The organism is Pseudomonas sp. NPDC089569, from assembly GCF_050280625.1.
Lineage (GTDB): Bacteria > Pseudomonadota > Gammaproteobacteria > Pseudomonadales > Pseudomonadaceae > Aquipseudomonas.
Map to the genome: position 1 here is coordinate 1 of NZ_JBNNVQ010000052.1, position 15,687 is coordinate 15,687.

The 15,687-nt window shown below is 58.9% G+C and carries 18 protein-coding genes and 1 pseudogene; 7 read left to right on the forward strand and 12 right to left on the reverse strand.

Annotation, left to right across the window (positions count from 1 at the left end):
• Positions 1-115, reverse strand: a pseudogene (locus ACQKP2_RS19440) (hypothetical protein); the annotation flags it as partial.
• Positions 116-163: 48 nt separating this feature from the next.
• On the reverse strand, positions 164-1,306 hold the full coding sequence (gene earP / locus ACQKP2_RS19445; RefSeq protein WP_427578702.1) for an elongation factor P maturation arginine rhamnosyltransferase EarP: 1,143 nt from the start codon (positions 1,304-1,306) through the stop codon (positions 164-166).
• A gap of 124 nt (positions 1,307-1,430) precedes the next feature.
• On the opposite strand from earP, the gene ACQKP2_RS19450 reads away from it, so the two are divergent.
• Positions 1,431-1,838 (forward strand): hypothetical protein, encoded by a 408-nt coding sequence (locus ACQKP2_RS19450; RefSeq protein WP_427578703.1) that lies wholly within the window; start codon positions 1,431-1,433, stop codon positions 1,836-1,838.
• Between the two features lie 2 nt (positions 1,839-1,840).
• Positions 1,841-2,323, forward strand: coding sequence for a GreA/GreB family elongation factor (locus ACQKP2_RS19455; RefSeq protein WP_427578704.1), 483 nt, complete (start codon positions 1,841-1,843; stop codon positions 2,321-2,323).
• A gap of 6 nt (positions 2,324-2,329) precedes the next feature.
• Here ACQKP2_RS19455 and cysB read toward each other — a convergent pair whose 3' ends face one another.
• The 5 genes from cysB to ACQKP2_RS19480 all read right to left on the reverse strand — a co-directional run bounded on the left by cysB (position 2,330) and on the right by ACQKP2_RS19480 (position 6,285).
• Positions 2,330-3,304, reverse strand: a complete 975-nt coding sequence (gene cysB, locus ACQKP2_RS19460; protein WP_427578706.1) for an HTH-type transcriptional regulator CysB — start codon at positions 3,302-3,304, stop codon at positions 2,330-2,332.
• A 112-nt stretch (positions 3,305-3,416) separates the two neighbouring features.
• The gene (locus ACQKP2_RS19465) at positions 3,417-3,920 is read right to left on the reverse strand and encodes a universal stress protein (RefSeq protein WP_427578707.1); all 504 of its coding nucleotides are present in this window, start codon (positions 3,918-3,920) and stop codon (positions 3,417-3,419) included.
• Between the two features lie 94 nt (positions 3,921-4,014).
• The gene (locus tag ACQKP2_RS19470; protein WP_427578709.1) at positions 4,015-4,920 is read right to left on the reverse strand and encodes a 5'-nucleotidase; all 906 of its coding nucleotides are present in this window, start codon (positions 4,918-4,920) and stop codon (positions 4,015-4,017) included.
• Positions 4,921-4,945: 25 nt separating this feature from the next.
• Positions 4,946-5,902: a putative 2-dehydropantoate 2-reductase gene (locus ACQKP2_RS19475; RefSeq protein WP_427578711.1), complete on the reverse strand. Its 957-nt coding sequence runs from the start codon at positions 5,900-5,902 to the stop codon at positions 4,946-4,948.
• A complete protein-coding gene (locus ACQKP2_RS19480; RefSeq protein ID WP_427578712.1) occupies positions 5,899-6,285 on the reverse strand; it encodes a thioredoxin family protein in 387 nt (128 codons plus the stop codon). The genes ACQKP2_RS19475 and ACQKP2_RS19480 overlap by 4 nt, the downstream gene beginning before the upstream one ends.
• On the opposite strand from ACQKP2_RS19480, the gene ACQKP2_RS19485 reads away from it, so the two are divergent.
• Together ACQKP2_RS19485 and ACQKP2_RS19490 are read left to right on the forward strand one after the other, a co-directional pair.
• Positions 6,284-6,727, forward strand: a complete 444-nt coding sequence (locus ACQKP2_RS19485) for a PilZ domain-containing protein (RefSeq protein ID WP_427578714.1) — start codon at positions 6,284-6,286, stop codon at positions 6,725-6,727. The two genes, ACQKP2_RS19480 and ACQKP2_RS19485, sit on opposite strands and share 2 nt — an antisense overlap.
• Before the next feature lie 184 nt (positions 6,728-6,911).
• The gene (locus ACQKP2_RS19490; protein ID WP_427578716.1) at positions 6,912-7,988 is read left to right on the forward strand and encodes a 3-deoxy-7-phosphoheptulonate synthase; all 1,077 of its coding nucleotides are present in this window, start codon (positions 6,912-6,914) and stop codon (positions 7,986-7,988) included.
• Positions 7,989-8,060: 72 nt separating this feature from the next.
• On the opposite strand, the gene ACQKP2_RS19495 is transcribed toward ACQKP2_RS19490, so the two are convergent.
• The 3 genes from ACQKP2_RS19495 to betC form a co-directional block, all read right to left on the reverse strand.
• The gene (locus ACQKP2_RS19495) at positions 8,061-8,348 is read right to left on the reverse strand and encodes a GNAT family N-acetyltransferase (protein WP_175376969.1); all 288 of its coding nucleotides are present in this window, start codon (positions 8,346-8,348) and stop codon (positions 8,061-8,063) included.
• Between the two features lie 607 nt (positions 8,349-8,955).
• On the reverse strand, positions 8,956-9,864 hold the full coding sequence (gene choX, locus ACQKP2_RS19500) for a choline ABC transporter substrate-binding protein (RefSeq protein ID WP_427578717.1): 909 nt from the start codon (positions 9,862-9,864) through the stop codon (positions 8,956-8,958).
• 16 nt (positions 9,865-9,880) lie between these two features.
• Positions 9,881-11,395 carry a choline-sulfatase gene (gene betC / locus ACQKP2_RS19505; protein ID WP_427578718.1) on the reverse strand — a complete coding sequence of 505 codons (1,515 nt, stop codon included), beginning with the start codon at positions 11,393-11,395 and terminating at the stop codon, positions 9,881-9,883.
• 114 nt (positions 11,396-11,509) lie between these two features.
• Here betC and ACQKP2_RS19510 point away from each other — a divergent pair, with 114 nt between their 5' ends.
• The gene (locus tag ACQKP2_RS19510; RefSeq protein ID WP_427578719.1) at positions 11,510-12,460 is read left to right on the forward strand and encodes a choline sulfate utilization transcriptional regulator; all 951 of its coding nucleotides are present in this window, start codon (positions 11,510-11,512) and stop codon (positions 12,458-12,460) included.
• Here ACQKP2_RS19510 and ACQKP2_RS19515 read toward each other — a convergent pair.
• Positions 12,457-13,119, reverse strand: a complete 663-nt coding sequence (locus ACQKP2_RS19515) for an NAD(P)-dependent oxidoreductase (RefSeq protein WP_427578720.1) — start codon at positions 13,117-13,119, stop codon at positions 12,457-12,459. The two genes, ACQKP2_RS19510 and ACQKP2_RS19515, sit on opposite strands and share 4 nt — an antisense overlap.
• Positions 13,120-13,203: 84 nt before the next feature.
• On the opposite strand from ACQKP2_RS19515, the gene ACQKP2_RS19520 reads away from it, so the two are divergent.
• A complete protein-coding gene (locus ACQKP2_RS19520; protein WP_427578722.1) occupies positions 13,204-13,530 on the forward strand; it encodes a DOPA 4,5-dioxygenase family protein in 327 nt (108 codons plus the stop codon).
• Here ACQKP2_RS19520 and ACQKP2_RS19525 read toward each other — a convergent pair whose 3' ends face one another.
• Positions 13,531-13,932 carry a GFA family protein gene (locus tag ACQKP2_RS19525; protein WP_427578724.1) on the reverse strand — a complete coding sequence of 134 codons (402 nt, stop codon included), beginning with the start codon at positions 13,930-13,932 and terminating at the stop codon, positions 13,531-13,533.
• 382 nt (positions 13,933-14,314) lie between these two features.
• Here ACQKP2_RS19525 and ACQKP2_RS19530 point away from each other — a divergent pair, with 382 nt between their 5' ends.
• A complete protein-coding gene (locus ACQKP2_RS19530; RefSeq protein ID WP_427578726.1) occupies positions 14,315-15,622 on the forward strand; it encodes a CitMHS family transporter in 1,308 nt (435 codons plus the stop codon).
• Positions 15,623-15,687: the final 65 nt, after the last annotated feature.

The window sequence follows — 15,687 nt, forward strand, 5'->3', positions numbered from 1 at the left end:
ACGAGGGTCTTCCGATCTTACTACCCGACTTGGTGAATTCAGCTTTCTGAACCAGCCAAGGATCGTTGTCGATACGAAGTACGGTACCGGGTTTGAGTTCTTTACCAGTTTTCATTGCGAATATCCGAATTTGGATGGGATGTACAAAAATCTAGGCCGCGTATCATAGCCAATTTACGTAAAACTGTACCAGCGCCGTCGCAAGATCGGTCTGCGAGGCCTGTTCCAGACACCAGGTTTGGGCGTGTTTTTCCAGCTCTGGCCAGTGTTTACGAGTGGTTTGCCAGTGGTCGGCCATTTTCTCACCGGCGTTCCACGCTCGCCACAGACCGCTGATCGCCGCGCGTGCAGGCTCCGAAAGGTCTTTCGTATAGAGCGACAAAAAGGCCTCGAGCTTGTCCAGATGAACGTCTTCCTCCTGCTGATAAATGTGCCAGAGAAATGGCCGGCCCGCCCACTGGGCGCGGACGAAGGAGTCTTCGCCGCGCACGGCGTTGAAATCACAGGCCCATAGCAACTGGTCATACTGGTCCTGCCGGACGAACGGTAACACTTGCACGGTCAGCGCACCGCGAACATGCAGCGCACCGGCCTCCAGTCCATTGACCCCGAGCCAGCGCTCGACATCACCTAGAATCCGCCCTTCCGGCACCAGCAGATGTGTCGGCGTCGAATCACTGGCCATGGCGTCGAGCCAACTTTCCAGCGCGGTGTTTTCATAGGCAAACAGTGAAATCAGTTGCGCATCCGGCGCTCGATCAACCCCCAGGCCTTGCAGAAATGCCTGTTGAGCCTGCGGGCTCTGCTGAAACTGCAGGCGCCGTTCCAGCAATCCACTTTCGCGCAGCAAGCCCCCCGTCCCCTTGCGAAACCCCGGAAAAAAGAAAAACTTCTGCACCTGCTTGTACTTCACCGAAGGCAAACCGTGGCAGCCGATCACCCAGTCCTCGGCACTCAGGTAATCGAGGTTCATCCAGAGCGGAGGTTTTTCCCGTTCGGCCATGGCTTCCATGTAGGCGCCCGGCAATTGGCAGGCGAATGCGGCGATCACCACATCCGCGGCGTCGACAGGCTGCCAGTCGGCCGCCCAGTGACGCACGTCCACCCCCAGTTGGCACTGCTGTGCAGCGTGGATATCGATCTCGGGACACATGCGCTCGAAGGCGCGCAGATCATCGACCCACAAACGCACCGCCATCCCGTGTTCGGCCACCAGTTGCCGGGCCAGGCGCCAGGTCACACCGATGTCGCCATAATTGTCGACCACGGTACAAAAAATATCCCAGCGGGTTTTCATTTCGGGCATTGCAGGCTCCCGTTGGCAAAAGCCGCGATTCTGCGCATAAATTACCCTGCGCAGAAGAGCCGACGGCGATTATTCTTCATGCGACAATTGCCAATCGTCCGTGACCTATCGCCAGGAGGCAGTCATGCCCTACCGCCCCAACCCGCGCCGCCCTTTGCCGATTCAGCTCAACCTCATGCAACTGACCGGCAGTATCGCCCTCGGCTTGTGGCTGGGGTTCATCGCCATTGCACTGACCTGCTGGCTCGTTTCGCGGCTGTTCTTCAGCGAGCAATTGGCACCCGTGGCCCAAGCGGTGCAGCAACTGGCCAAGCCGCCAGTGGTGCAACAGGTACCGGACACGACTGGGCAAAATCCCCTGTTCGAACAGTACGAAGACAACCTGCGCAAGAACGAGCAGGCGCAACGACTCGATCAGGCGCGCAGCAGCAACCGCAATCTGTCGAACCCCAAATGCCAATTCTGGCTGCAACAGGACCGTACGGCACCGAGCGATAAAAGCCGCGCCAATGTCCTGCAATTCTGCGATTGATCATGAACAAGCAAACCGTCCACCAACTGATTCTCGACAAACTGCGCATTGACCTCGACATCGCCGAGCGCGCTGCGCAAACCGCTTATGAAACGGCGACCCACGAAGAAAACATCGCCGAAAACAAGTACGACACGCTGGGTCTGGAGGCTGCCTATCTGGCCGCAGGGCAATCCAGGCGGGTCGAGGAAATCAAACAGTCGCTGGCGCTTTGCCAGACGCTGACGCTGCGTGCCTATGACGAGCGGCGCGGCATTGAAGTGGGTGCCCTGCTGGGCCTGGAAGACGAAAAGGGCCGCGAGCAGTGGCTCTTTCTGGCACCCGATGCGGCGGGGCTGAAGGTGGACCTGGTGGGACAATCGATTACCGTCATCACCCCGCGCTCACCGCTGGGCAAAAGCCTGCTGGGCAAGTTCGAAGGCGATGAGGTGGAAATACAGGTGGCGGGCGCTCGGCAACAGTTCTCTGTCACCGAGGTCGTCTGAACACACTTAATGGACGGGCAGTTCGACACCTTCGAACAGCTCTTCCAGTTCCTGCTTGTTGTGGCACTGAATGGCCTTGGCCATGACATCGCGGGTCAGATGCGGAGCGAACTTCTCGATGAAGTCGCACATGAAGCCGCGCAGGAAAGTGCCACGACGGAAACCGATCTTGGTCACGCTGGACTCGAACAATTCGCTGGCATCGAGTACCACCAGGTCACTGTCGAGCTTGGTATCGACCGCCATTTTCGCCACGATGCCCACGCCCAGCCCCAGGCGGACATAGGTCTTGATCACGTCGGCGTCGGCTGCGGTGAACACCACTTTCGGTGTCAGGCCGCGATGGCTGAAGGCCTCATCGAGTTTCGAACGGCCTGTGAAACCAAATACATAAGTCACGATCGGGTATTCGGCCAGTGCTTCGAGGGTCAGCTTCGGCAACTTGGTCAGCGGATGCCCCTGCGGCACGACCACGCAGCGGTTCCAGCGGTAGCATGGCATCATCACCAGATCGCCGAACAATTCCAGCGCTTCGGTGGCGATGGCGAAATCCACGGTGCCGTCAGCAGCCATTTCGGCGATTTGCATCGGCGACCCCTGATGCATATGCAAGGCAACGTCCGGATACTGCTTGATGAAGTTGCTGATGACCGGCGGCAATGCATAACGCGCCTGGGTGTGGGTGGTGGCGATCGACAGGGTGCCTTTCTTCTCGTTGGAGAATTCCTGGGCGATCTGCTTGATGCTTTCGACCTTGCGCAGGATCTCGCCGGCGGTGGTGATGATGCGTTCGCCGGCCGGGGTGACGCGGGTCAGGTGTTTGCCGCTGCGGGCAAAGACTTCTACGCCCAGTTCGTCTTCGAGCAGGCGGATCTGTTTGCTGATACCCGGTTGCGAGGTGTAGAGACTTTGGGCGGTAGCGGAAACGTTGAGGTCGTGGTGCGCCACTTCCCAGATGTAGCGCAATTGTTGAAGCTTCATATCAATCCCTCAAAGCAAATAGACGCCACGGGCATCAGCGACGGTATATAACTATATTAATGGCTTGAAGAATAAATCTAGAACTTTTTATCAAACTGCCACTATTCGTGTTCTAGCGATCCCCCTGACGACGGCGCTGCACCAGCGGCACCAGGTAAACCGGCACTTGAGCCAATTGCAAAACCCGCGCTGCAGTGCGGCCCAATGGCGTTTCGACACCCGCACCATGGCTATGACTACCTACGATCAGTAAATCCACGGAGAGTTTCTGTGCCTGGTCGAGAATCACCTGCGCCGGATCGCCTTGCAGCACCCTCACGGCCTGAATCCGCTCCAGATCCTGCTCCCCGTCCCCCCCCAGCTCTTCACGAAAACTGTCGAGTACCCGCTGCTCGATGCTGGCAATGACCGTGTTCAACCCTTGACTGTGAAACTCGTTCAACGCCTGCTCATCGAGGTAACTCTGAAGCACCGATTCTGCAAACAGCCCCATGGGTTCCACCGCATGCACCACGTACAGGTCGGCATTGAATGTCCGGGCCAATGCCAAGGCATGCTGCATCACCAAAGGTGCATACAGACCGAGGTCAGTGGCATAGAGCATCGAACGAATCATATGACCTCCTCGGATGCCAACATGGCGGAGATTGATTCAGCTTAGCAGTGCCTTGGCGAGTGCGACGTCCGGCGCAACGCCTTGAACGGCGGGCTTAAACCTTTTGCTCGTTGCTTATGCCATGTGGCACATGACCGGTGGCGACGACTTCGCGGGCCAGTTCGCAATGACCGGCCTGATCATCGAAGAAGACGTCGGCAGCGAAGGCTTCGAGAAACGCCGATTTGGCCAGCCCCCCGAGAAACAGCGACTCATCCAGACGAATGTCCCACTCGCGCAAGGTGCGGATGACTCGCTCATGGGCCGGCGCGGAACGGGCCGTCACCAGTGCCGTACGGATCGGGCAGGCGTCTTCCGCAAACTCACGCTGCAACAGATTGAGCGCTGCAAGAAAGCCTTTGAACGGCCCGCCCCGCAACGGTTCGCGGGCCGCTTCGCGCTCACTGGCCTGAAACGCCTCCAGACCACCGGCTTGATAGATGCGCTCCGACTCGTCGGAAAACAGCACCGCATCACCGTCGAAGGCGATGCGCAACTCATCGCTGGCGGCGCGGCTGGCGCCCCCCGAAAGAATCGTCGCCGCAGCAAAACCCGCGTCCAGAGCACTGCGCACGTCTTCGGCATGGGTCGATAAAAACAGATCGCACCCAAAAGCCTTGAGATAGGGATACGGACTGCGCCCGCCGACAAATGCCGCGCGGGAAATCGCCAGTCCGTAGTGATGGATCGAATTGAACACCCGCAATCCCGTGTCGGCACTGTTGCGCGACACCAGAATCACCTCGACCCGGTCGCGGCCGAGGCTGACATTGAGATTGAGCAGTTTTTGTACCAATGGAAAGGCATCGCCGGGTTCGAGGATTTCGTCCTCATGCTCGATCTGATATTGCCGGTAGGCCTCGACACCGCTCGACAGATAAACCTTGTGGCTTTCGCTCAAGTCAAACAGCGCACGCGAAGAGATTGCCAGCACCAGTTTGTCGTCGATGTTCTTTGCCATGCCCCTCTCCCAAAGGTTGATCGACTCACCGATTGCGTCGATCGATAAAACTCAAACTGCGATAAAGCGCTTCGATGCGCGGCAGCTCGCATCCTGCCGACCTGGCTGCTGCCAGGGGCCGAGCGTAGATCGCCTCCAGTTCCAGCGGTCGCCTGTGCAGGTAGTCGTGGTACATGCTCGGCCAGTAATCGGGCATTTTTTCGGTCACCATGAACAATTGCTCGGCATAGCCCGGAGGTATCTCGTATCCGCAAGCGACAGCCCCCCGCACCACTTCGGCCATCAGTGCCTTGATCGACTCCCGGCTGTCGGCATCGGCCATCAGTGGAGTCGTGCTGGCTCCCAGCAACACCGACAGGCCGTTGTAAGGGATATTCCAGACCAGTTTTTGCCATCGCGCCTGATGCAGGTTCGCCATTACCTGCGAATCGATGCCGGCAGCACGAAACAATCCGACACCCTCCTCGACGATCGCTGAACGCGTCACTTCATCAACGGCCGGCCCGCTGTGATAGCCGACATGCACTGCACCGAGCGCCTGATGGGTAATGACGCCAGGTGCGTCGCGATGAACGCAGATGTAGCAGAGCCCGCCAAGCACGTGCAGCGCATCGGGAAGCAACTCGCGCAGGCTATCCTCGACGTCCAGGCCGTTTTGCAACAGCAGGACCTTGGCATCGGGCGCAGCGGCTTGCCTGATGGCCGGTGCCAGGTCTGCATTGCTGGTGGTTTTCGCCCCCACCAGCAACCAGTCGCAGGGCGGCATGTCCTGGGCCGATGAATAGGCTTGTACCGGGCTCAACGTCAGCGCGCCGTGCACGGCGCTGTGCAGTTTCAAGCCATGTTCGGCCACTGCGGAAAATTCGCTGCGCAACAGAAAATGCACGTCGAAACCGGCACGCGCCAGCATCAAACCGTAGAACCCGCCGATTGCTCCGGTCCCGATTATTCCGACCCTCGGTTTGGCAACAGCCCCCATCATGGCAACTCCTCTGCTGTTCGACTCAACGCCTGACGTATGGCCCGATTGAGTTCGGTGCCGGTCAGGCGCGCATGCAATGCTCCAAAGAACTCACCGTCGCGCACCACGAACAGCGCCGGCAAATGAAAGACCTGATAACGCTCCACGACCCCGCCATTGTTGCCGGCATCGATCCAGCACAGTCGATCGACAGCCAGGTCGATCGCCGGCAACTGCTCGCGGGCAAAACGACAGCTGGAACAGCCGACGCTGGTAAAAATAACCAGCGATACGCCGTTCATCGTCAGCAGCCGTTGATCGGCATCGAAATCGGTCAGCTCCAATTCGACCACTATACTGGGGGAAACAATGTCAGATGGCCGACACAGGGAGTCCGTGTTCATGGGTCGTTTTATTCCTCATCCTGACGATGTACCGGTGGAATTGACGCTACTCAAGCCTGAGTGCATTTCCCGGCAACAGCTGCACACTATCAGCCTCGGGGGCATGGCTTGCAATTATCACCGCGCGTGGCGCTATGGGACGGCACTGCAAGTGCGCATGCCGACCGTGAACCCCGACATGCGTTTTCTGGGCTATGTGGCCTGGTGTCTGCGACGCAAGCACGGATATCTGGTGGGTATAGCCTTCGTTGACGAGCAGACGCTGTTCAGCGCCCGGATGGGCGAACAGGTGTGTCAGATCGAACGCTATTGCCGTCAGCACGACGCTCACGATGACCTGCAGGAAGTGCAGGCGCTGGCGCTGGAGTGGGTCCAGCAACATGCCGACGAGTTCTCCCACGAAACGGTTCGCAGGGCATTTGCACAGCCCGTGCTGGATTAGGCGTTGCCAGGTGGTTTGTGCTTCGCGGCAGGGAAACTGGTCGAGAATGCCCTCAAACCCGTGTCTGCCCATTGTCGAGCCACGGTGTAACGCGCTAAGGTTCGGCTCCCCGACGCGCTTAATTTGCTGTGCTCCGCCGCGCGGGTTCGCTGGCGGCCGGCACCCGTGACCTGACGAGTAAACGATGGCTGATTTACCGATCAACGACCTAAACGTCGCTTCCAACGAGACGCTGATCACCCCCGATCAACTCAAGCGCGACATTCCCCTGAGCGACGCCGCACTGCGCACCGTCACCAAAGGCCGCGAAGTCATTCGCAACATTCTGGACGGCACCGACCACCGCCTGTTCGTGGTCATCGGGCCGTGCTCGATCCACGACATCAAGGCGGCCCACGAATACGCCGAACGCCTGAAGGTTCTCGCCGCCGAAGTGTCCGATACCCTGTATCTGGTCATGCGTGTGTATTTCGAGAAGCCGCGCACCACCGTCGGCTGGAAAGGCTTGATCAACGACCCGTACCTGGACGACTCGTTCAAGATCCAGGATGGCCTGCATATCGGTCGCCAACTGCTGCTGGACCTGGCCGAAATGGGCCTGCCGACTGCGACCGAAGCCCTCGACCCGATTTCCCCGCAATACTTGCAGGACCTGATCAGCTGGTCGGCTATCGGTGCGCGTACCACCGAATCCCAGACTCACCGGGAGATGGCCTCCGGCCTGTCCTCGGCCGTAGGCTTCAAGAACGGCACCGACGGCGGCCTGACTGTGGCGATCAACGCCCTGCAATCGGTTTCCAGCCCGCACCGTTTCCTGGGGATCAACCAGGAAGGTGGCGTGTCGATCGTGACGACCAAGGGCAATGCCTACGGTCACGTGGTGCTGCGCGGCGGCAACGGCAAGCCGAACTACGACTCGGTCAGCGTCGCCTTGTGCGAACAGGCGCTGAACAAGGCGAAGATCAAACCAAACATCATGGTCGATTGCAGCCACGCCAACTCCAACAAGGACCCGGCCCTGCAACCGCTGGTGATGGAAAACGTTGCCAACCAGATCCTCGAAGGCAACAAATCGATCATCGGCCTGATGGTCGAAAGTCACCTCAACTGGGGTTGCCAGGCCATTCCGAAAGACCTCGCCGATCTGCAATACGGCGTATCGATCACCGACGCCTGCATCGACTGGACCGCCACCGAGAACACCTTGCGCAGCATGCATGCCAAGCTCAAGGACGTGCTGCCTAAACGCGATCGCACCTGATCGCCTTTGACGCAGACAAAAAAACGCCGGGCTGAGCCCGGCGTTTTTTCATGTGTTCTTTTTTGCTGAAGATCATTCGCTCAGCTTGGCGGCATGCCGCTGGTGACGCTCCATGTAGCGTTCAACGTACGAGCACGACGGGATGACGGTGTATCCCATTTCCTCGGCGTACTGCAGCGCCTGCTCGGTCAATGCGGCAGCGATGCCGCGCCCGCGCAAGGCATTGGGCACAAAAGTGCGATAGATATCCAGGGTCTGTTTTCCCAGATCCATATAAGTCAGGTAGGCACGATGACCGTCCACATTGGTCTCGAACTGATGACCAGCCTGGTCATGGTGGATGGACAACGCCTCGCTCATCACTACTCCTCGCGGGTCTTGAATTCCGACCCCTACCTTACCGATGTTTTTCCGGCGAAGGAACAACTACGCCACCCCGTGCCTGTATGGACACCGGGAAGAGCTACACCGATCTTGCCACCGAGCACGTACAAATAGTAGGCACCATTGGCAGAATTGCTCAAGGTGCGCTCGTCATCATGCCGGTTGGCGAGTGCAGCTCCGGGTTACGCAGAGACGTCTCGACCATGGGTCTCACAGGGCCGATTGCCTGAACATTGCCGGGTGTTGAGACTTAAGACGAGCGCCCGTTGTTAAAGTCACCTGAACATGGAGAAAGATATGAGAGGCGTCGCGCAAGATCCGAACGAAAGTATGGACGAATCCATCTAGGCAGACTTTAGCCAAGATCGGGAAAAGAACCGCGTGCAACGGGGAACTTTTTCTCGGCGGATCGCTCATCTCGGGCCTCCCAGCTGGATATTTTTTAAACAATGCAGTTAAAAGTTGCTCGAAAAAGAATCAACGCCTACAATTTTTTTTGCTTCTTGCTTTACGTCAGTTTACTTACGACAAGTAATGGGTAGTATGTACGCCGGCTATTTCCTCAATCTGAGGAGACAGCTACTTAATGGAAAGTCCTTGAAGGGGAACACGATGAACAACGTTCTGAAATTAGCCATTTATCCAGCACGGCCGGGTTGGCCTTGATCCAGGCCCTGGCCGCATCGGCGTTGCTGAGCTTCTTGTTCACCACCTCGGCCATGATGCTGTTTTCCATTTCCTGGGTGAAGCTCAGGTTGGTCAGCAGTTTGCCAACGTTCGGGCAGGCCTGTGCATAACCATTGCGCGTCAGTGTATGAACGCTGCCGGTGTCGCCGAAGTACTTCTCGCCACCCTTGAGGTAATGCATTTTGAGCTGCACGTTCATCGGGTGCGGCGTCCAGCCGAGGAAGGTCACGAACTTCTGCTTCTTCACCGCCCGGGACACTTCGGCCAGCATGGCCTGTTCACTGGACTCGACCAGTTTCCACTGGCCCATGTCGAAATCGTTTTTCTTGATGATTTCCTGCAACGAGAGGTTCGCCGGCGCGCCTGAGCCGATGCCGTAGATCTTCTTGTCGAACTTGTCCGCATACTTGTTCAGGTCGGCAAAGTTATGCACACCTGCATCCCACACGTAGTCCGGGACTGCGAGGGTGAATTCGGTGCCATCGAGGTTTTTCGCCAGTTGCGTGACGTCGCCGGTGGCCACGAATTTGTCGTAGAAGCCCTGCTGCGCCGGCATCCAGTTACCCAGGAAGACATCGACCTGGCCATCCTTGAGCCCGCCAAAGGTGATCGGCACCGCGAGGGTGTCGACCTTGGCCTTGTAGCCCATGCCGTCCAGCAGAAAACCGGTGATGGCGTTGGTCGCGGCAATGTCGCTCCAGCCAGGATCGGCCATTTTCACCGTTTCGCAGCTTTGATCGGCGTACGCCGATGCACTGCCCAGAGCCAGCAGGCCAACCGTCAGTGCTGTGGATAACTTACGCATGGACTTCCCCTTGAGATTATTGGTTTTGGCAGGGTTGTGGATAACGTGCTTTACGCTCCAGATCGTCGAGGTCGATGTGGTTGCGCATGTATTGCTGACTGGCGTCCACCAGGGGCTGGTGATCCCAGCTCTTCAGCTTGCCGATGGTCAGGGCGTCGGCGACGAAGCGCCGGCGTCGCTGACTCGCGAGCACCTGGTGGTGTATCGCAGGGATGTTCCATCTGGCCCGTGCTTCGGCCAGAAAATCGTCGAACAACTGACGATGTTGCGGTGACTGGCTGAGTTCTTCCAGCTCGCGCGGATCATTTTTGACGTCGAACAGCAGACAAGGATCGTCTTCGCTATAGATGAATTTGTAAGCACCGCGGCGGATCATCATCAGCGGGCCAATCGTACCTTCGGCCATGTATTCGCCGATAACCTCGTCGTGACCGCCCTGCCCCAGCAAATGCGGAACCAGCGAGCGGCCATCGAGCGGCAGGCCCGGTTCCAGGGCGCCGCCGGCCAGCTCAACGAAGGTCGGCAACAAGTCGGCGGTGGAGACTGAAGCGCTGACCCGGCCTGCACCGAACTGGCCCGGTGCGCTGATCAACAGCGGCACGCGTGCAGCCATTTCGTACCAGTGCATTTTGTACCAGAGGCCACGTTCGCCGAGCATGTCGCCGTGATCGCCGGAGAAGACGATGATGGTGTCATTGATCAGCCCGGTATCTTCGAGTGTTTGCAGGAGTTTGCCGACGTTGGCATCGATATAGCTGCAAGCACCGAAATAGGCACGGCGTGCGTCACGGATCTTATCCACAGGCAGCGGCTTTTCCCACAGGTCGTAGACCTTGAGCAAACGTTGCGAATGCGGATCGAGGCCGTGCTGGTCCGGCGTTTCCGGCAACGGGATGTCGGCGTCGTCGTACAGGTCCCAGAAAGGTTTGGGAATGGTGTACGGGTCGTGGGGATGAGTCATCGAAACCGTCAGGCAGAACGGTTGATCGCCATCTTCGCGGATGTGATCGAACAGGTACTGCTGGGCCTTGAACACCACCTCTTCATCGAAATCCAGCTGGTTGGTACGCACGCAGGGGCCCGCTTGCAGTACCGATGACATGTTGTGATACCAGCTCGGACGCACATCCGGCTCGTCCCAGTTCACCGCCCAGCCATAGTCGGCCGGGTAGATGTCGCTGGTCAGGCGTTCTTCATAACCGTGCAATTGGTCCGGGCCGCAAAAGTGCATCTTGCCCGACAGTGCGGTGCGGTAGCCCAGGCGACGCAGGTAATGGGCATACGTCGGGACATCGGCCGGGAAATCCGCCGCGTTATCGTAGGCGCCGATCTTGCTCGGCAATTGACCGCTGACCAGGGTAAAACGCGACGGTGCACACAGCGGGCTGTTGCAATAAGCGGAGTCGAACACCACGCCTTGGGCGGCGAGGCGGCTCAAATTAGGCAGTTTGATGGGCGAAGGACCGTAGAACGGCAACATTGGCGCGGCCATTTGATCGGCCATGATGAAAAGAATGTTCTTGCGCTTCATGTGATCGCGGCATTCCATAGTGGATGTTTATGCGAGAGTGCTGGGATCGAGCATGAAACCCCGCCATCTTGCGGTAAAGCCCACGTACGGCAATGACTAGGATAAGCGCAGCTTATGTATGACGCCCTCGGTGACCTGTCCCTGGATTTGCTCCGCGTCTTCGAATCGGCGGCGCGGCAGCACAGCTTTACCGCGGCGGCGGTGGAACTGGGCACGACGCAGCCGGCGATCAGCCAACAGATCAAGCGGTTGGAAGAACAGTTGGCGACGCGACTGTTCGACCGCATCTACCGAGGCATCGAGCTGACAGACGCCGGCAGTGTGCTGTTCGAGCAGGTTCAGTTGGGTTTGCAGCAAATCGACGCTGGTTTGAGCACGATCCGCACACAACAACAGCATGAGGTGTTGCAGGTCGCCACTGACTTTGCGTTTGCCGCTTACTGGTTGATGCCCCGCCTGCACCGCTTTCACGCGGCCAATCCACAGGTCGACGTCAGCCTGGTGACCAGTGAGCGCAGTCACAACATGCTGCGCACCGATATTGATGTGGCGGTGTTGTTCGGCGATGGTCGCTTCAAGCAGGGTGAAATTCATTGGCTGTTCAGCGAAGAAGTATTCCCGGTGTGCAGCCCGCAGTTGTTGAGCGAACGCTCCCTGCCCTTGCCTGCCCAGGCATTGCTGGAGTTTCCACTGCTGCACCTGCGGGGCGAACACAGCAGCAACTGGTTTGACTGGAGCGGCGTTTTTCGTGAGTTGGGCATTACGTCCCCACCGGCTCCGGGCCAGTTGCGCTTCGACAATTACACCTTGCTGATTCAGGCGGCGATCGGCGGTCAGGGCGTAGCGATCGGTTGGCGACACCTTGTGGATAACTTGCTGGCGCAAGGGTTGTTATGCCGACCGATTGCCGAGACGGCGATGTCCAGATTCGGTTACTACGTGGTGCTGCCCCAGCGCAAACGGCGCGGGGCCCTGATTCAAACGTTTGTGGATTGGTTGATGGCCGAACAGGCCAGCAGCGCGCAATCGCTCAGTGGCCTGGCGTTGCCATCCATAGCGGTCTAGCTGTCGGTTGCGATGAAGTTGACGTGCTCGCCCAGGTGCAGGTTCAAATGCAGTTCATCGGCAATGCCCCTGGCGGTGCGAGCCAGGCGCTGGAGTGGTTCGGCCAGGCCAGGTTCCAGGCTATTGCCGATCTGGCTGAAATGCTCGATGTTCAGTCCCGGCACCCCGTGTGGTGCATTCACCAGTGTCCAGCGCAAGGCACTGCTTTGCAGCGCTTCGCGGATTTCTTCGGCGGCGTGGGCCTGCAGGCTGTCCTCGGCTTCCGGATCGTCCAGTACTTCGAAATCACCCACCAGAACCAGTCGGGCGATGCTCGCCGCCTGCATGCCGTCGATCAATGCATCCACCGCCAGCACCTGTTCAACGGGGCCGGGTACGAGGGTTCGTTCCACGCGTTCACTGTTGAATGGCAAGCCGGGCGCGTCTAGCAGGCAGATGACGGCCGAACTGCCCGCCACACTTTGTTTCACCCGTTGCCCATCGAACAGATCGCCGGTCTTGGTACGCAGGCCCGGGCGCGGTGCCAGGGCTGTCAGGTCATCGAGAATGGCGATCACTTCATGCTGGCGCCGCAGCAATTCAGCCATCAGCGCACTGCCCAGGCTACTCATGGCACCATAAAGCACCACCTTCACCATCGGGGTTTCGGCATTTTTCATGGCCTGGCTCCATTGCCTGCGGGTTATATGGCGTGTGACCCACGGCATGGGTTGAGGGTTCGAATCGGATTCAGAGGGATTGCCATGCAACGTATCAAGGGCTACCACGCCCATGTGTATTTCGATGCCGACACGATCGATCAGGCGCGCAGCTTGTGTGAGCAAGCGGCGCAATTATTCCCGCTGAAGATGGGCCGCGTGCACGAGCGACCGGTCGGCCCGCACCCGGACTGGAGCTGCCAACTGGCCTTCGGTCCGGAGTTGATTGGCGACGTGCTGCCGTGGCTGGCGCTCAATCGCCGGGGGTTGGTGGTGTTCCTGCATCCGGATACGGGCAATGACCTGCTGGACCACAGCGACCATGCCATTTGGATGGGCGCGATACGACCGCTGGACCTGTCTATTTTCTGATCAGAGCGTTTCTTCCGGTTCGCCGGGTAAATGCTCGTCCAGGTGCAGCCACGGCAAGCGGCTGTCGGTCCAGATATGCCGCTCGGCTGCTGCCCGCTCGGGATGATCGAGGGTGGCGATGGTCACGTCGATGCTCTCGGGACTCAGGTGCGTGACCAGGGCCAGTTGCGCCCCACAGTGCCCGCAAAAATATCGCGCGCAGGTCGAAGACGAGTCGTACCGTGCCGGCGTCCCGGCCAGCCATTGAAACGAAGAGGTCGGCACGGTGATCCAGGTGGTCACGATGCCGCCGCTGACCCGCCGGCAAATCGAACAATGGCAGTGGGCGATGTCACGCAGGTGCCCGCTGAATTGATAGCGCAGTTGCCCGCAATGGCAGCCGCCGGTATGGATATCGTGCATGGTTTGACTCCTGATCTGCATGACGATGCAAAGAGCACCAAAAATCCATTGTGGGAGCGAGCCTGCTCGCGATGGCGTCGACCCGGTCGACCTCCCTGCCCCATCCGACGACCGGTTGTATTTGCACTCAAAGCTTTCATCCGCGAAAGCTGGCTGAAAGCTTGCGCGATTAGCATCGCCTCACTGCCGGCAACAGACCGGCTGGCCTTTGCGTGGGATGACTCGCCCACCCGGTCCATTTAACAACAACAATGGTGATTCTGATGTCCGCTGCTACCCTCCTGATCGCTGTCACTCCGCCCGTACGCCTCGCGCTTCCCGTTCTGCGCTGATCCTTCCCGGTCCGCCCATTCCCTAGCCGCGCTACGCCTGGAGTATTCCCATGCTGACTTTCCTTGGCTTCGCCATGGTCATCACGTTCATGTTCCTGATCATGACCAAGCGCCTGTCCGCGCTGATCGCTCTGATCATCATTCCGATCGCCTTCGCCCTGTTCGGTGGCTTTGCGCCGAAAATCGGCCCGATGATGCTCGAAGGTATTACCAAGCTTGCGCCGACCGGCGTGATGCTGATGTTCGCCATTCTGTATTTCGCCCTGATGATCGACTCCGGCCTGTTCGACCCGGCCGTGCGCAAGATCCTAAAGATGGTCAAGGGCGACCCGTTGAAGGTGTCGGTCGGCACCGCCGTCCTGGCGCTCGTCGTGTCCCTGGACGGTGACGGCGCGACCACCTACATGATCTGCGTGGCCGCGATGCTGCCGCTGTACAGCCGTATCGGCATGAGCCCGCGGATCATGGCCGGCCTGATCATTCTTGCCGGCGGCGTAATGAACATGACGCCGTGGGGCGGTCCGACCGCCCGCGCCGCCAGTGCCCTGCACGTGGACCCGTCCGCCATTTTCGTGCCGATGATCCCGGCAATGGCTGCCGGTGTCGTGGCGATCCTGGCCATCGCCTACTTCTACGGCAAACGTGAACGTGCACGCCTGGGTGAACTGCACCTGATCGGCGATGAAATCGATCACAGCGAAATCAGCGTTTCGCAATTCCCGGATGCGCGTCGCCCGAGCCTGATCTGGTTCAACGGCGCCCTGACCCTGGCCCTGATGTGCACCCTGATCGCCGGCCTGTTGCCGCTGCCGGTGCTGTTCATGGTGGCGTTCAGTATTGCGATGATCGTCAACTATCCCTGCCTGCAACAGCAGAAGGATCGCGTCGCGGCCCACGCCGGCAGCGTACTAGCAGTGGTCGGGCTGATCTTTGCCGCCGGTATCTTCACCGGTATCCTTTCCGGCACCGGTATGGTCGACGCCATGTCCAAGAGCCTGCTGGCGGTGATCCCGGACTTCCTCGGGCCTTACCTGGCCGTGATCACGGCGCTGGTGAGCATGCCGTTCACCTTCTTCATGTCGAACGATGCTTTTTATTACGGCGTACTGCCGGTGCTGGCCGAGGCTGCAAGTCACTACGGTATTAGCGCAGTGGAAATGGCACGTGCCTCGATTGTCGGTCAGCCCGTCCACTTGTTGAGCCCGCTGGTACCATCGACCTACTTGTTGGTGGCCCTGGCCGGTATCGACTTCGGTGATCACCAGCGCTTCACCCTCAAGTGGGCAGTACTGGTGTGCATGTGCATACTGGTTGCTGCACTGCTGCTGGGTACTTTCCCGATGTTCAGCACGCTATAAGCCCAAGATTCGCCACTTGGGGTCCGGGCTTCGCGGTTTGAAGCCCGGACCCTTCGTGGTTTAAC

Excerpts from the sequence above, each read along its gene's own strand:
- earP (WP_427578702.1), bottom strand. The coding sequence starts at position 1,306 with ATGCCCGAAATGAAAACCCGCTGGGATATTTTTTGTACCGTGGTCGAC.
- choX (WP_427578717.1), bottom strand. The coding sequence starts at position 9,864 with ATGCGTAAGTTATCCACAGCACTGACGGTTGGCCTGCTGGCTCTGGGC.
- ACQKP2_RS19450 (WP_427578703.1), top strand. The coding sequence starts at position 1,431 with ATGCCCTACCGCCCCAACCCGCGCCGCCCTTTGCCGATTCAGCTCAAC.
- betC (WP_427578718.1), bottom strand. The coding sequence starts at position 11,395 with ATGAAGCGCAAGAACATTCTTTTCATCATGGCCGATCAAATGGCCGCG.
- ACQKP2_RS19525 (WP_427578724.1), bottom strand. The coding sequence starts at position 13,932 with ATGCACGATATCCATACCGGCGGCTGCCATTGCGGGCAACTGCGCTAT.
- ACQKP2_RS19495 (WP_175376969.1), bottom strand. The coding sequence starts at position 8,348 with ATGAGCGAGGCGTTGTCCATCCACCATGACCAGGCTGGTCATCAGTTC.
- ACQKP2_RS19480 (WP_427578712.1), bottom strand. The coding sequence starts at position 6,285 with ATGAACACGGACTCCCTGTGTCGGCCATCTGACATTGTTTCCCCCAGT.
- ACQKP2_RS19465 (WP_427578707.1), bottom strand. The coding sequence starts at position 3,920 with ATGATTCGTTCGATGCTCTATGCCACTGACCTCGGTCTGTATGCACCT.
- ACQKP2_RS19490 (WP_427578716.1), top strand. The coding sequence starts at position 6,912 with ATGGCTGATTTACCGATCAACGACCTAAACGTCGCTTCCAACGAGACG.
- ACQKP2_RS19485 (WP_427578714.1), top strand. The coding sequence starts at position 6,284 with ATGGGTCGTTTTATTCCTCATCCTGACGATGTACCGGTGGAATTGACG.
- ACQKP2_RS19455 (WP_427578704.1), top strand. The coding sequence starts at position 1,841 with ATGAACAAGCAAACCGTCCACCAACTGATTCTCGACAAACTGCGCATT.
- ACQKP2_RS19520 (WP_427578722.1), top strand. The coding sequence starts at position 13,204 with ATGCAACGTATCAAGGGCTACCACGCCCATGTGTATTTCGATGCCGAC.
- ACQKP2_RS19470 (WP_427578709.1), bottom strand. The coding sequence starts at position 4,920 with ATGGCAAAGAACATCGACGACAAACTGGTGCTGGCAATCTCTTCGCGT.
- ACQKP2_RS19510 (WP_427578719.1), top strand. The coding sequence starts at position 11,510 with ATGTATGACGCCCTCGGTGACCTGTCCCTGGATTTGCTCCGCGTCTTC.
- cysB (WP_427578706.1), bottom strand. The coding sequence starts at position 3,304 with ATGAAGCTTCAACAATTGCGCTACATCTGGGAAGTGGCGCACCACGAC.
- ACQKP2_RS19475 (WP_427578711.1), bottom strand. The coding sequence starts at position 5,902 with ATGATGGGGGCTGTTGCCAAACCGAGGGTCGGAATAATCGGGACCGGA.
- ACQKP2_RS19515 (WP_427578720.1), bottom strand. The coding sequence starts at position 13,119 with ATGAAAAATGCCGAAACCCCGATGGTGAAGGTGGTGCTTTATGGTGCC.
- ACQKP2_RS19530 (WP_427578726.1), top strand. The coding sequence starts at position 14,315 with ATGCTGACTTTCCTTGGCTTCGCCATGGTCATCACGTTCATGTTCCTG.